At 29.0% G+C, this 14,437-nt stretch carries 12 protein-coding genes; 10 read left to right on the forward strand and 2 right to left on the reverse strand.

The genetic code is table 11. The annotated features are described in order from the left end of the window. The first annotated feature begins 24 nt into the window (after window positions 1-24). From B8965_RS10000 to B8965_RS10010, 3 genes are all read left to right on the forward strand, one after another. On the forward strand, window positions 25-2,766 hold the full coding sequence (locus tag B8965_RS10000; RefSeq protein ID WP_159446327.1) for a helicase C-terminal domain-containing protein: 2,742 nt from the start codon (window positions 25-27) through the stop codon (window positions 2,764-2,766). 101 nt (window positions 2,767-2,867) lie between these two features. After that, window positions 2,868-3,380 carry a CDP-diacylglycerol--serine O-phosphatidyltransferase gene (pssA, locus tag B8965_RS10005; RefSeq protein ID WP_084054053.1) on the forward strand — a complete coding sequence of 171 codons (513 nt, stop codon included), beginning with the start codon at window positions 2,868-2,870 and terminating at the stop codon, window positions 3,378-3,380. A gap of 87 nt (window positions 3,381-3,467) precedes the next feature. Continuing rightward, complete coding sequence (locus tag B8965_RS10010; protein ID WP_084054054.1) at window positions 3,468-4,037, forward strand: hypothetical protein; 570 nt, start codon at window positions 3,468-3,470, stop codon at window positions 4,035-4,037. Window positions 4,038-4,128: 91 nt separating this feature from the next. On the opposite strand, the gene B8965_RS10015 is transcribed toward B8965_RS10010, so the two are convergent. Beyond that, window positions 4,129-4,515 (reverse strand): TIGR04086 family membrane protein, encoded by a 387-nt coding sequence (locus B8965_RS10015; RefSeq protein ID WP_084054055.1) that lies wholly within the window; start codon window positions 4,513-4,515, stop codon window positions 4,129-4,131. Window positions 4,516-4,760: 245 nt separating this feature from the next. Between B8965_RS10015 and B8965_RS10020 the strand changes: the two genes are divergently transcribed. From B8965_RS10020 to surE, 3 genes are all read left to right on the forward strand, one after another. Then, window positions 4,761-5,930: a tetratricopeptide repeat protein gene (locus B8965_RS10020; protein ID WP_084054056.1), complete on the forward strand. Its 1,170-nt coding sequence runs from the start codon at window positions 4,761-4,763 to the stop codon at window positions 5,928-5,930. Window positions 5,931-6,035: 105 nt separating this feature from the next. Continuing rightward, window positions 6,036-6,557 carry a signal peptidase I gene (lepB, locus tag B8965_RS10025; RefSeq protein WP_084054057.1) on the forward strand — a complete coding sequence of 174 codons (522 nt, stop codon included), beginning with the start codon at window positions 6,036-6,038 and terminating at the stop codon, window positions 6,555-6,557. A 16-nt stretch (window positions 6,558-6,573) separates the two neighbouring features. Further along, on the forward strand, window positions 6,574-7,344 hold the full coding sequence (gene surE / locus B8965_RS10030; protein WP_084054058.1) for a 5'/3'-nucleotidase SurE: 771 nt from the start codon (window positions 6,574-6,576) through the stop codon (window positions 7,342-7,344). Here the strand turns inward: surE and spoVB are convergent. Beyond that, entirely contained in the window at window positions 7,341-8,885 is a 1,545-nt protein-coding gene (gene spoVB / locus B8965_RS10035) for a stage V sporulation protein B (protein ID WP_084054059.1), read from the reverse strand. The two genes, surE and spoVB, sit on opposite strands and share 4 nt — an antisense overlap. Before the next feature lie 131 nt (window positions 8,886-9,016). Here spoVB and fusA point away from each other — a divergent pair, with 131 nt between their 5' ends. From fusA to B8965_RS10055, 4 genes are all read left to right on the forward strand, one after another. After that, a complete protein-coding gene (gene fusA / locus B8965_RS10040) occupies window positions 9,017-11,020 on the forward strand; it encodes an elongation factor G (RefSeq protein WP_084054060.1) in 2,004 nt (667 codons plus the stop codon). A 128-nt stretch (window positions 11,021-11,148) separates the two neighbouring features. Continuing rightward, complete coding sequence (locus B8965_RS10045; RefSeq protein WP_084054061.1) at window positions 11,149-11,982, forward strand: PHP domain-containing protein; 834 nt, start codon at window positions 11,149-11,151, stop codon at window positions 11,980-11,982. A gap of 50 nt (window positions 11,983-12,032) precedes the next feature. Continuing rightward, a complete protein-coding gene (gene thiL / locus B8965_RS10050; protein WP_084054062.1) occupies window positions 12,033-13,037 on the forward strand; it encodes a thiamine-phosphate kinase in 1,005 nt (334 codons plus the stop codon). Between the two features lie 191 nt (window positions 13,038-13,228). Beyond that, window positions 13,229-14,392 (forward strand): ABC transporter substrate-binding protein, encoded by a 1,164-nt coding sequence (locus tag B8965_RS10055; RefSeq protein WP_084054063.1) that lies wholly within the window; start codon window positions 13,229-13,231, stop codon window positions 14,390-14,392. Window positions 14,393-14,437 lie beyond the last annotated feature (45 nt).

Below are 14,437 nucleotides of genomic sequence, written 5' to 3' on the forward strand. Positions count from 1 at the left end.
GATTAAGTTTGAGGTGGTGAAATTTTGAAAAACTTTTCTTTTGTAGCTTTAGATTTAGAAACTACGGGTTTAGATGAATCAGCAGAAATCATAGAAATTGGCTTAGTTAAGTTTATAGATGGGGAAATTACTGATAAATATCAAACACTTTTAAAACCATCTAAACCTATTTCTAAAGAGATAGAAGAACTTACAGGTATAACTAATGAGATGCTTAAAGACAAACCAAAGTGGGCCATGATTGAACACGATGTCCTTGATTTTATAGGTCAAGATTTTTTAGTAGCCCATAATGCATCTTTTGATTCTGGATTTATTAGTAGAGTAACCGATAAGTTAATTGAAAAAATATGGGTAGATACTTACCAGTTAGCTAAAATAGCTTTACCAACTATACCTAATTATAAATTAGCTGATATTGCTCAGTTCTTTAACTTAAAAATAGAAAAATATCATAGAGCTGCTAATGATGCTGAAATGGCAGGAAAGATATTACTGAATTTAGCTAAAACATTGTTTAAGTATTCGCCGTTTTTGATCCAGGAGAATATTGAATTATTGCAAAATACAAATGATGGTTTAACATATATTTTAAAAAATGTACAAACAAAAATTATTTCTAAATTTAGTTATGATGAAAATATACACCAGGGACAAGAACAAAACTATTCAAATACTGCCTTAAATATTAAAGAAGGATCTGAAACTTTAAAACCTGGTGGTATAATAAGTTCATGTTATAATAATTATGAATATAGAGTAGAACAAGTTAATATGTTAAAAGTAGTAGATAAAGCTTTTTTAGAGAATAAACATGCTATAATAGAAGCTGGTACAGGAATAGGTAAATCAATGGCCTATTTAATCCCTGCCCTTATTTGGGCACAAAAAAAAGAAAAAAAGGTTATAATAGCAACTCATACAATTGCTTTACAAGAGCAATTATTTAAAAAGGAAGTTCCCTTTTTAGAAAAGTGCTTTGAGGTAAAGTTACCAGTAGCGATTATAAAAGGAAGAAATAACTATATATGCAAAAGAAGATTTGAAAAAATAAAAGTTCTTAAAAAAACCGAAAGTAAAGAAAATATTTTTTTGATTCAAATTAATAATTGGCTTAGTGAAACAAAATACGGAGATAAAGAAGAACTTAATTTAAAAAAATATGAAAATGAGTATTGGCATCAAATATCTTCGCAAAGTGAAACGTGTTTAGCTAGAAAATGCCCTTTTTTTTACAAAGAATGCTTGTATATGAAAAATAAACGACATTCAGAAAAGAGCAATATAATTATAACCAATCATGCTTTATTACTACAAGATGCCAAGATTAATAATAAATTATTACCTGAATATGATTATGCAATTATAGATGAAGCACATAATCTTGAAGAAGAAGCAACCGAACAGTTTGCAACAAAAGTAGACCTTTTAAAGGTTATTAAATTATGTAATCAGCTATGTAAAGGAAAAAACATAGGCATTATAGATCGCATAAACTTCCAAATAACAAGTAGTGATAATTTAGGGAATTTTGATTTAGTCAAAGAAAATATTCAAATAATTAAAGACGAAACACAAATACTAAAGTCCAAAGTTTTAGAGATTAAAGAATTATTTTTTAATAGTAGAATAAGTAATTTCGATGAAACAAGAATTACCCAAAAAGAAAGAATGTCTCCGGAATGGATTTGCTTTTTAGAACAGTTAGATGAGTTAAAAAACTTTATAACTTCATTAAAAGTAAAATTAGTGAAAGTAATTTCTTATCTTGATAGTATCGAAAAACTTGAAGATTATAATAAGGAAATGGATTTTATAGTTAAGATTATTTCTGAAAATATCGAAACATTAAACATATTTTTAGAAGGTAAAAATCCAAACTATGTATATTGGATTGCAAGCAATAAAGGTAATAATTTTCAAAATCTCATTATATTCACAGCACCAATAGAAATAGGAAGTATCTTGAGTAAAAATTTATTTAATGATAAAAAATCTATAGTTTTAACTTCTGCAACATTAAGCGTAGCAGGAAGTTTTGACTATACTATTAAATCTTTAGGTTTAAAAGGTTATGATATTTTACAATTTACGGCTAATTCCCCTTTTAACTACAAAAATAAATCTCTTATATGTATACCCTCAGACATTCCAGATCCTACTTTAACATCTGAGGATAATTATACAAAAGAAATTATAAATAATATAAAGACAATTTTAAAAGTAGCTAAAGGTGGAGTATTAATTTTATTAACTTCTAATAAAATGTTAAATAAAATATATTATGCCTTAAAAAAGGATAGTAATTTAAAGGATAAAAATATTTTAACCCCGGGAATAGATGGAAGTAGGACTACTGTAATAAAACAACTAAAGGATAATATAAGTACAGTAGTATTAGGTGTTAATAGTTTTTGGGAAGGTATAGATGTAAAAGGGGATGCTTTAACAACAGTTATAATAGTAAAATTACCATTTGTACCACCTACAAGACCTGTTGTTGCTGCAAGATTAGATAAACTTAAAGAAAATGGGGAAATGGGTTTCTTTGTTTATAGCTTACCTAAGGCAATATTAAAATTTAGACAAGGATATGGGAGATTAATTAGAGATAAAAATGATTGGGGAGCATTAATTATTTTAGATCAAAGAATAATTTCCAAGAATTATGGAAAACAGTTTTTATCATCTTTACCCTCACAAAGGATAATCCAAGATACAAGTAAAAAGGTTTATAATAGTTTGGAAAAATGGGTTAATAATTAAAAGGGGGCAGATAGATAAATTATTTAATATTTAATATTAAATAGCACAATATAATATAAACGTAGAAAATTTTATATTTCAATTTAAGGGGGAGATTAGTAATGGGTACTAAAATTATCATCCCTAATATGGTTACTCTATCTAATTTATTATTAGGAATTATTTCTTTGAATTATACGATGAATGAACAATATACAGTTGCAGCTATTTCAATATTATTAGCTATGATGATGGATGGTATGGATGGTAAAATTGCGAGGAAACTAGATGTAGCTTCTAATTTTGGGAAGCAATTAGATTCTTTATGTGATTTAGTTTCATTTGGTGTGGCACCAGCGCTTTTAGTTTATGGTAGCTCTTTACAAGCTATAGGACCAAGTGGTCTCATTATTGCATTAATATTTGCTCTCTGTGGTGCAATACGCTTAGCTAGATTTAATGTTTTAGACATTAATGATCATTTTATTGGAGTTCCAATTACCTTTGCTGGATCTTTATTAGCTTTAGCTGTTTTAATAGCTAGCAGACTTCCGTTATCTGTTTTGTTTTTTTCCGTATTTACATTACTTCTAGCTTACCTAATGGTAAGTAATTTAAAAGTACCAAAATATTAAAGTGGCTGATAGCCACTTTTTTTGTTCTAAATTTAAATTATATGCATAATATACTTGTAGAATAAGGACAAGCATAGGAGAGATAAAATGGTATATTATCTATGGGTATTTTTATTTAGTTTTTTCTTAAATGATGCTAGAATTCTTTACAATATATTAGGTGAATTTTTAAGCCATATTAAATATAAAATAGTTTTCCAAGAATTAGGAATATTATTTTTATTGGTTTGCATTACTCTAAACTTTTGCAAAGGATTTTTTATTATATTTAATGCAGATAGTTCAGATAAATTTATTTTAGCGTTGCTTTTATTACTAGGAAATTTCTTAGGAGCAAGACCTGGAATCACGGGGGGGAGTGAATTTATCTTGCTATGGGGAATTTGGTTTGGTTATGATATAGTACTCGTAAAAATACCCCTAGCCATATTTTTAGGAATATTTATTATATTTAAAAACATTAAATTATCTTTATTTTCGAGTTATATAACTATGTGCTTAATTTTATTATTTAATAATTGTTACTCAATATTTTTTCTTTCGTTTTTAACTTTATTCACTACAAATGGAATAAATAAAGAACTTTTTATTATCAACTTTAATAAACTAAAAGAGAAAAAGTTTTTTATTAACCAAAGAGAGGTGAATGATTTATGAAGATTTATTATATTCCTTTACCAGAATTTTTAAGAGGTGTTTTAAGAAAAATTGTAAATTAAAAGAGGAGCTAAATGCTCCTCTTGAAAAATTAATTACCTGCTAATCCTACACCGATAACTCCACCTAAACCACTACCTAATACAGCATAAAGAATTTTCTTAGCCAATAAGCCTCCTGAAAAAGTATCTCCAGCTATAAAAGAGCCTATAATTAATGCAAATGCAAGATAAGTAAGACCTACCCCCAGTCCATGCAACAATCCTTTAGAACCTGCTATTTTAGATGATATTGTACTACCTAAAAGAATACTTACAAAAAAGATTAAACTAGCCAAAGCAGGTATATAGCTTTCTGATAATGATGAAAAGTGCAAGGTTAGTGTAATAATTAATGTTAAAACAAATGAGATAATTATAGCACCTAATGCCCCTTTTAAAATAGCGCGTCCCTTGATTCCTTCAATAGCTCTAGTCATGATCCTAGCCTCCTTTTATTCTTGTAATCTAAATTTATGTTTGAAAATTAATAATATGTGTTACAACTTTGTAAAATTATTAATTTGTAATTATTTTGTATTTTTGATTAAATGCGAAAATAGTCAGAAAAAACAAGAAATTAACTGGAATAAAAGGAAGGAATTGTAATAATCAATCCAGAAATAAAGAAAGTACCAACCCAAAATAATGTCAGACAAATGAAAGAGAAGAAAGAGGGGTAGACATGATTAAGGGGCATAATGTGTTAAGTAAAAATTCTATATATAAAAAACTTTTTAAGTTATATTGTTTAAGTTTTAGTTCTTTTAAGAATTGGCAGGGAAAACATAATATTTCTGTTGTAAAGTTATTAGACCTTTTAAGGCTAGAACCTGAAAATCCCGATTTACACTGGCGTTTAGGTGTAGGTTACATGAATTTAAATGATTCTGAAAATGTATTAAAACATTTTAGAAAAGCAGTTGAGTTTGGATACAGACAGCCTAAATATTTATTATGGTTAAGTGCAATTGAAAAAACTATCGGAAACTTTGATGAGGCTAAGAACTTAATATCAGAAACATTAGAAAAAACACCAAATTCTGCTGATGCTTGGGTAGTAAAAGGTGAACTGTATATAAAAAAAGAATCATATGAAGAAGCATTAACTTGTTTTGAAAAAGCTCTGGAATTTAATCATAAAAGCTTTTTAATTTGGAATAAAAAAGGAACTACACATTTAGCGTTAGAGCAAATAATCTTAGCTATGGAATCATTTAAAGAAGGATTAAAAATTAAGCCCAAAAATCCTGATTTATTATTTAATCAAGGCATGGCACATTTAAAATTAAATAAATTTAAAGAAGCTAAAGACTATTTTCTAAAAGCTGAAAAGTATAATTTTAAAAATGCTGAGCTTTATAGCTGCTTAGGTATGTGTAATTATGAGTTAGATAATTTAGAAGAAGCATATAAGTTTTATGAAAAAGCATTAGAATTAGACAATGAGAATATAGAGGAATTGGCTAATATGGCCTCTATAAAGGGAAAAATGGGCATGTATTTAGAAGCATTAGGATTATATGAGAAAATTTTAATTTTAAATCCTAAAGATATAACGTCATTAAATAACGCAGCTTGGTGTTTAGAAAAAATAAAGCAATTAGATGATGCAATTAAGTACTATTATCGTTCTTTAGCTCTAGATCCACTTAATTCAATTATTCGTTATAATTTAGCAGGGTGTTTATATACTTATGGATATAAGACAGAATCAATTGACCAATTAGAAACAATTATTAAACAAGAACCACGAAATAAAGATGCCTGGGGACTTTTAGGCAAGGTGTACGATTCTGTTAACTCATATGAGAAGGCAGTCGACTGTTATAATAAGGCCTTAGGTTTAAATTAAGATAAACATGGATTATTATAGTATTAACTGGTACAAATTTTTTACTTTTGCTATAATGAAATAACTTAACTAACTATTTATGAAACATAATCAGAGGTGTCTTTATTGAAAAAGGTTATAATTTTATCAAAAGATCTTTTAATTACTGTAATTCTTGCATTTATTCTTACGTATTTATTACAGAGTTTGATTATGGAAACTAGATATGTGCCTACTACATCTATGGTACCAACTATTAAAGTTAATCAAAGGGTCTTAGTAAACAAATTAGCTTATAAATATCAAAATCCAAAAAGAGGAGATATAATTGTATTTACCCCTCCTGTTGAAAATGAAGATAAAGATTATGTGAAAAGAATAATAGGGATAGCTGGAGATAAAATAGAAGTTAAAGATGGTTATGTATATATAAATGATCAAAAAATGAAAGAAAATTATATCTTTGAAAAACCAAATTATGATTTTGGACCCACGTTGATTCCAGAAAATTGTTTATATGTCCTTGGAGATAATAGAAATGAAAGTTATGATAGTCATTTATGGGGAAAGTGGTTAGATGAAAATCAGATAAAGGGAAAGGTGGTTTTTACCTATTGGCCACTAGAAGAATTTGGTGTAATAGAATAATGGAGGTTAATCTTTCGTGCATATTTTAGTAACAAATGATGATGGAATAAAAGCAGAAGGGATAAAGCAATTAGTTAATAGTTTACAAGAAGTGGCTACTATTACAGTAGTTGCACCAACTCAAGAAAAAAGTGCATGTGGGCATGGTATTACAGTAATCGAACCTATCAAGGTTAGTAGATATGATTGGGGTCAAAATATAAATGCTTTTGCAATAGATGGTACCCCTGCTGATTGCGTCAAACTAGGTTTAAATTCTTTACTTAGAACTCCCCCTGATTTAGTAGTATCAGGTATAAATAAAGGGGCAAATTTAGGTACTGATGTACTATATTCAGGAACTGTATCAGCAGCAATAGAATCAGTAATTCATGATATCCCAGCTTTAGCATTTTCACTTGATACATATGTAGGTAATGATTTTATGCTTGCCCAGGATGTCGTTAAATATTTATGTAAAGAGATGCTAACAAAAAGATTAGCCCACGACACACTTTTAAATATCAATATTCCTTACATTGAAAAATCTCAACTTAAGGGATTTAAAGCTACAAAACTAGGTGAAAGAAAGTATAAAAACATATATGTAAAAGAAACAGATGATGAAAAAAATGATTATTATCTATTAAAGGGAAAAGCTTTAAAAAGCGATTTAACTGACGAAGAAATAGATATAATTGCAATTAAAAATAATTATGTTTCGATAACCCCTATTCATCTTGATTTAACAAATTATCAATTAATAGAAAAAGTAAATGAATGGAATTTAAAAAATAAGGACTTTTAGTCCTTATTTTTTATTAGAGATTTTAAATTTAATTGGCCAAATAAAGTGCTTAAAAGTACATATAACAATCCACTACTTAAAATGCTCCATAAAGTAAATGCTTTTTCAGATAAATAAGGACTTAATATATTACATTGCCAGATAATCATAGCACCCATAACAAGGGCTAAGCAAAAGGGTATCAATATTTGACTAGTTTTGAAATAAAAGTTTGTATTTTTATGAACTGTTAATAAATTAAGAGAACTAACAATAATGAAGCTAAAAGTAAACGCAAGAGCTGCTCCATTAATATTTAATTCAGGAATTGATACTAAGAAAATTATTCCTATTATTTTTATTATAGCGCCAATAGTTGTATTAATGAAAACACTTTTAACAAGCCCTAAACCTTGTAAAATGCCATTAGAAGTTTGAATTAAATAAAGAAAGATAGCTCCAAAAGACAAGATTTTTAGTGTAGTTCCGTTTTCTGGTAGATTAAAAAAGATAGTACTAATTTCAGTAGCTTTTAGAAATAGAACAATGGCAGCTGGAAGTCCAAATACATAAGTGAGCCTAAGTGCTTCAGTACTTCTAGCTCTTAACATTGGCAGTGCACCTTGGGCTTCAGCTTCAGATATAGAAGGAATCAAAGAGGTTGCAAGTGAAAATGTTAATACAGTTGGTATAGTTAATAAAGTGATTGCAACTCCAGAAAATTGTCCGTAACTACTGGCTGCTTGACTTAAACTAAACCCAGATTTTTGTAAAATGAGAGGTATTAAGCTTGCTTCAACAGTTAAAACTATACTTGACACAAGGCGAGTCATAGTTATGGGTAAGCCAAAGCCAAATAGTTCTTTAATAATTGATCTTTTTCCTGAATTACTATTAAGGGATGACGTATTTAAATTAGGTAATAACTTTTTCAGTTTAAATTTGAAAAACACTAACATAAGTAATAGGCTGATTATTTCTCCACAGATCATACTTACCGAAAGTCCTAGAGCAATCATTTTAATTCCATAAGCTTGTAGTTTGTAAATTAAGTAAATTCCAACTACAAACCTTACAATTTGTTCGATACACTGACTTATAGCTGGAGGAACCATGTCTTGAAGTCCTTGGAAAAAACCTCTAAATGCAGAACTTAAAGAAACAATAATAATTCCAGGTGACATAGCATAAAAGCACCAGAGTACACGATTATCTGCATAAAAAAGATTAAGTATTTTGCTTGAAAATAAAATGATTAATATAAAGATCGTTACTGAAAATGTAGTTAAAAGTACTAAAGTAATTTTAAATGTTTTGAGTGCTTTTTTATAATTATTTTGACCTATATGATAGGCCACAATCTTAGATATAGCTATTGGAAGGCCAGCAGAGGTTAATACTAAAATAGTTATATATAAAGGAAAAATCATGTTAAATAAACCAACTGCTTCTGTACCAGCTAATCTAATAATGAGTACTTGGTAAATGAACCCTATAATTTTAACAAAAATATTAGAAACAAATAGAATTAAAGCACCTTGTATAAAAGTATGTTTTCCCATATATCCACTCTTCTTTAAAGCCTTTTTAAATACTTATGCAAATATTTATAATATAAAACCTGTTCTTAATATAAATTTTTGCAATAGTATTTTATAAAATCCTAATTAGTTATTTAGTGGGGAGGGGCTTTATGAAATGGTATGGGAGTGAAAAAATCAGAAATATAGGTATATTGGGTCATGGAGGAACAGGTAAAACTTCTTTAACTGAAGCTATATTATTTGCCACGGGTTTAACTAGTAGGATCGGAAAAGTTGATGAAGGAACAACTGTATCAGATTACTTACCAGAAGAAATTAAAAGAAAGATATCTATTACATCAAGTCTTGCACCATTTTACTGGAATGAATACAAAATTAATTTAATTGATACTCCAGGATATAATGATTTTATAGGCGAAGTATATAGTACATTAGAGGCAGTTGATAATTCTTTACTCATCGTGTGTGCATTTTCAGGGGCTCAAGTACAAACTGAAATTTATTGGAAACTAATTACTGAAAAAAATAAACCATGTACAATATTTATTAATAAACTTGATCGAGATAATGTAGACTTTAAACAACTAATTGATAATTTAAATGATAAACTAGATAAAAGAATAATGCCTATCCATTTACCTATCGGTTCAGGAAACGAATTTGACGGGATTATTGATGTTATAGGTCAAAAGGCATATAGTTTTAAAAATGGTAAAATGATAGAAACCAGTATTCCAGTAGAATTAGAAAGTAAAGCAAAAAAACATTATGATGCTTTAGTAGAAACTGTTATTGAAAATGATGATTATCTTTTAGAAAAGTATTTAGAAGGAGAAGATATTACCCTTTTAGAACTAAAAGAATCAATCAAAAAAATGATTAAAGAAGGTAGTTTATTCCCTGTTTTAATTGGTTCTGTTTTGAATAATATAGGAATTGATAGCTTAATTGAATTTATGGTTGAGTATTTACCATCACCTTTAGACATGGCAGAGAAGAATATTGATGATGAACCTTTAATTGCTTTAGTTTTTAAAACCCTAGCTGATCCATATGTAGGTAAGGTTAATTTTATTAGGATCAAGACTGGTAGATTAAGTAGTAACAGTACTGTTTATAATGCTACAGTAGAAGAGGATGAAAAGGTCGGGAATTTACTTTTAATGAGAGGTAAAAAGCAGGAAATAATTCATGAAGCAAGGGCTGGAGATATTGTAGCTATTAACAAATTACATAGTACTTTAACAGGGCATAATTTATGTTCAAAGGAGAATTATATATGTGAAGAAATTTATTTTCCTCTACCAACATATCAAGTAGCCATTATTCCAAAATATAAAGGTGATGAAGATAAAGTAGCAATAGCTTTAACAAAGCTATTAGAAGAAGATCCAAGTTTAAAATTAGAAAGAAATCCACAAACCAAAGAAACAATTATAAGTGGACTAGGAGAAATGCACTTAGAAATTTTAGCAGAAAGATTACACACAAAATTTGGCGTAGAAATACTAATGAATACTCCAAAAGTACCCTATCGTGAGACTATAACTAAATCTATAAAAGCACAAGGAAAACATAAAAAGCAAAGTGGTGGGGCAGGTCAATATGGAGATGTATGGCTTGTAATAGAACCTTATCCTGATGAGCATTTCTTTTTTAAAGCAGAAGTTTTTGGAGGAGCGGTTCCTAAAAGCTATTTCCCAGCCGTGGAAAAAGGGATTAAAGAAGCAATGTTAGAAGGAATTTTAGCCAAATATCCAGTTACTAATATTAGTGCTACCTTAGTTGATGGATCTTATCACCCTGTTGATTCAAATGAAATATCATTTAAGATAGCTGCCAAACAAGCTTTTAAAAAGGCGATGGAAAAGGCTAATCCTGTCTTATTAGAACCAATTATGAACGCACAAATCATTGCACCAGAACAATTTATGGGAGATATTATTGGTGATCTAAATACTAAAAGGGCTAAAATATTAGGTATGACCACAGAGAAAGAGCAACAAATGATAGAGGTTAATGTACCTTTACAGGAAATGCACAACTATACAATTGATTTACGATCAATAACCCATGGCCGTGGTTCATTTAAGATTAGTTTTTCTCATTATGAAATAGTACCCCAAAAAATAGCAGAGAATATAATAAAATAATAAATCTTAAAAGGGGACTTATCAAAGTCCCTTTTAGTAACTTAAATATTAATTAGCAAGATAATTCTGGTTATGATAAAATTAAAGATAATTTTTTAATTAAAAACAAAACTCAAGGACTGATAATTGTGAATAATTTTATAGATTTACACATCCATTCTACTGCTTCAGACGGAACTAAATCAGCTCAAAATATTTTAAATCAAGCTTTAGAAAAAAAATTGAAATATATAAGTTTAACTGATCATGAAAGTACCGAAGGTTATAAAGAATTATTATTAATTAAGGAAAAGTGGCAAGAAGATTTAATGATTATTCCTGGTGTAGAATTACATACTTACTATCAGGGCAAGGAAATACATTTACTGGGTTATTTTATTAATACCATAGATGATAGTTTTGAACATGAATTAAAAAAGCTGCGCAAAGCCCGCACAGAAGTTTCCTATTACACTGTCGAAAAAATAAACAAATCAGGAATAAATCTCAATTGGCAGATGATAGAAAATAAATTTAATACTGATGTAGCTATTACTAAAGGACACATTATAAAGACAATTAGAGAAAATGATTTACAACTTACACAAGAGGATTTTTACAATTTTTTCAATACTAAGGGTACAGATTATATCCCATTTAGACTTAATCCTTTAGAAAATGCAATTGAATTTATAAGGGAAAATGGTGGAATACCAGTATTAGCGCATCCAGCTTTAATTGGAGATGATTATCTGGTAGAACAAATAATAGCAAAGTATAGAATTGGGATAGAAGTTTTTTATCACTATTTTGGGGATAAGGCAAAAGAGTGGATAGAAAATTATAAAACAATAGCCAAAAGATATAATATATTAATGACAGGTGGTTCTGATTATCATGGTAGTATTACACAGGTAGAATTAGGAGATACATTTGTTCCCCAAGATATAATCGATAATCTTATTAAAGTTAAATATAAATAAGTAAAATTTAATAATAAAATAAAATATGTAAATGCAGAAAGGATACATTTATGAATTTAAAAGACATAGGAGAATTTGGGTTTATTAAAAGAGTAACTAAAGATAGTATTTTTAATCCTAGCGAGATAATTGTTGGAATTGGCGATGATTGTGCTGTTCTTCCTTTAGATGAAAAGAATTATCTTTTAGCCTCTTGTGATATGTTAATTGAAAATGTCCATTTTTTGAAAAATAAGAGTACTCCTTATCAAATTGGTTATAAATCAGTTGCAGTTAATTTTAGTGATATTGCAGCTATGGGTGGTTATCCAACAGGAGTAATGATTTCCATAGGTTTTCCAAAAGAAAATTCTTTAGAAGAAATTGAACAAGTATATCAGGGGATAAGTGATATATGTAAAAAGTATAATGCTAATATTGTTGGCGGTGACACTGTTTCTACAAAAGATGGGTTAGTAATAAATGTAAGTGTATTTGGTAAAGTAAAAAAAGAACATCTTCATTTAAGATCTGAGGCTAAGATAGATGATATTGTTTTTACAACCGGTAATTTAGGAGATTCAGCTGCTGGCCTAGAAATTGTTTTAAACAATGATTTGTTATTAGAAGAACAAAGTAAAGAAAAGCTTTTACTAAAACATTATCAGCCTGAACCTTGTCTAAAAGAAGTTGAATTATTAAATCAAGCTAGGGGATTACATGCTTTAAATGACATTAGCGATGGTTTAGCTAGTGAAGCTAGGGAAATAGCTGAAGCAAGTAATGTCGGTATAGAAATCTATGAAGATAAAATTCCACTATCAAATGAAGCCAAAGAATTAGCGCTTATTACTAAGAAAAATCCACTCGAATGGGCTTTATATGGGGGAGAAGATTTTCAGTTGGTGGGAACTATACATAAAGATGATTTTGAAAAGCTTAATACTACTTATGAAAAGGTGTTCAACCGTTCACTTTATAATATAGGTAAAGTGACGAAAGAAAAGGGAGTATTTTTAATCAAGGATAATCAAAGAACTCAATTAAAAGCAGGGGGATACAATCACTTTGCTTAATTAAGTAAATTTGGTAAAAATATGTCCATGTACATGCAAGAATCTTATCATTTTTCTAATACTCTTAATTTATACACTAAAAAAAATTTTATTGATTTTTCCTTTATAAAATGATAGTCTTTCATGTAGATATACAATTCCACATATGGAGGACATTGTACACTGAAAACTTTATTTAGGGAGGATAAGAAATGTTAAGAAAAAGAAGTGTGTTTTTCGTAGTTAGCTTACTAGTTTTATCCCTGATGGCATTTGGTTGTAGTAATACTGACCAAGACGCAAAAACCAATGAAGGAGCAGAAGATGTAATTAAGATAGGTGTCTATGAACCTTTAACTGGTGATAACGCAGCTGGGGGACAAATGACTTATGATGGTATGAAATTAGCTAATAAATTGTATCCAGAAATATTGGGTAAAAAGGTAGAACTTGTAACTGTAGATAATAAGTCAGAACAAGTAGAAGCGGCAAATGCAGTAACTAAGTTAATCGATAATGATAAAGTTAGTGTTATTTTAGGAAGTTATAGTAGTGGACTTGCTATGGCTGGTGGACAAGTAGCTAAAGAAAAAAATGTTCCGGTTATTGGTTGTTCTCCTACTAATCCTCTTGTAACAAGAGATAATGATTATTATTTTAGAGTGTGTTTTATTGATCCATTCCAAGGAACAGTAATGGCTAAATATGCTTTTAACGAATTAGGTGCAAAAAAAGCAGCAATAATTAGAGAAAATGGCGGCGACTATTCAATAGGTTTAGCTAAATTCTTTAAGGATGCATTTACTGAATTAGGTGGAGAGATTGTATCAGAAATAGATTATCAAAAAATGGATAATGACTTTAACTCTCAATTAACTACAGTAAATAAAGCTAATCCAGATGTAATATTTGCACCAGGAGATTTTGGTCCATCAGGATTACTTGTTAAACAAGCAAGACAAATGGATATTAAAACTCCAATTTTAGGTGGAGATACATGGGAAGCTGAAGAGTTTATTGATGTAGCAGGAGAAGCGGCTAATGGAATATTATTTAGTTCTCATTTTACAGCTGATGCTCCAGTAACTGAAATGACAAAAAAATTCTTAGCCGAATATGAAAAAGAATATGGTAAAAAGGCTAATGCTTTTGCAGCACTTGGTTTTGATACTTACATTATAGCTTTACATGCAATCGAAAAAGCAAATAGTACTGATCCACAAGCAATAAGAGATATTTTAGCAGATGTAAAAGATTTCGAAGGTTCTACAGGAATTATCAGTTTGGATGAAAATGGTGATGCTCTTAAGAGTGCTATTATTAACCAAATAGAAAATGGAAAAGCTGTATTTAAATCTGTTGTTGAACCTAAATAGTTAATTAACTACCTTCCTTCCTAATTTGGAGGGGAGGTAGTTTAT

The sequence above is a fragment of the Desulfonispora thiosulfatigenes DSM 11270 genome (assembly GCF_900176035.1).
In the GTDB taxonomy this organism is placed as follows: domain Bacteria; phylum Bacillota; class Peptococcia; order Peptococcales; family Desulfonisporaceae; genus Desulfonispora; species Desulfonispora thiosulfatigenes.

Excerpts from the sequence above, each read along its gene's own strand:
- pssA (WP_084054053.1), top strand. The coding sequence starts at position 2,868 with ATGGGTACTAAAATTATCATCCCTAATATGGTTACTCTATCTAATTTA.
- B8965_RS10010 (WP_084054054.1), top strand. The coding sequence starts at position 3,468 with ATGGTATATTATCTATGGGTATTTTTATTTAGTTTTTTCTTAAATGAT.
- B8965_RS10015 (WP_084054055.1), bottom strand. The coding sequence starts at position 4,515 with ATGACTAGAGCTATTGAAGGAATCAAGGGACGCGCTATTTTAAAAGGG.
- B8965_RS10020 (WP_084054056.1), top strand. The coding sequence starts at position 4,761 with ATGATTAAGGGGCATAATGTGTTAAGTAAAAATTCTATATATAAAAAA.
- spoVB (WP_084054059.1), bottom strand. The coding sequence starts at position 8,885 with ATGGGAAAACATACTTTTATACAAGGTGCTTTAATTCTATTTGTTTCT.
- fusA (WP_084054060.1), top strand. The coding sequence starts at position 9,017 with ATGAAATGGTATGGGAGTGAAAAAATCAGAAATATAGGTATATTGGGT.
- thiL (WP_084054062.1), top strand. The coding sequence starts at position 12,033 with ATGAATTTAAAAGACATAGGAGAATTTGGGTTTATTAAAAGAGTAACT.
- B8965_RS10055 (WP_084054063.1), top strand. The coding sequence starts at position 13,229 with ATGTTAAGAAAAAGAAGTGTGTTTTTCGTAGTTAGCTTACTAGTTTTA.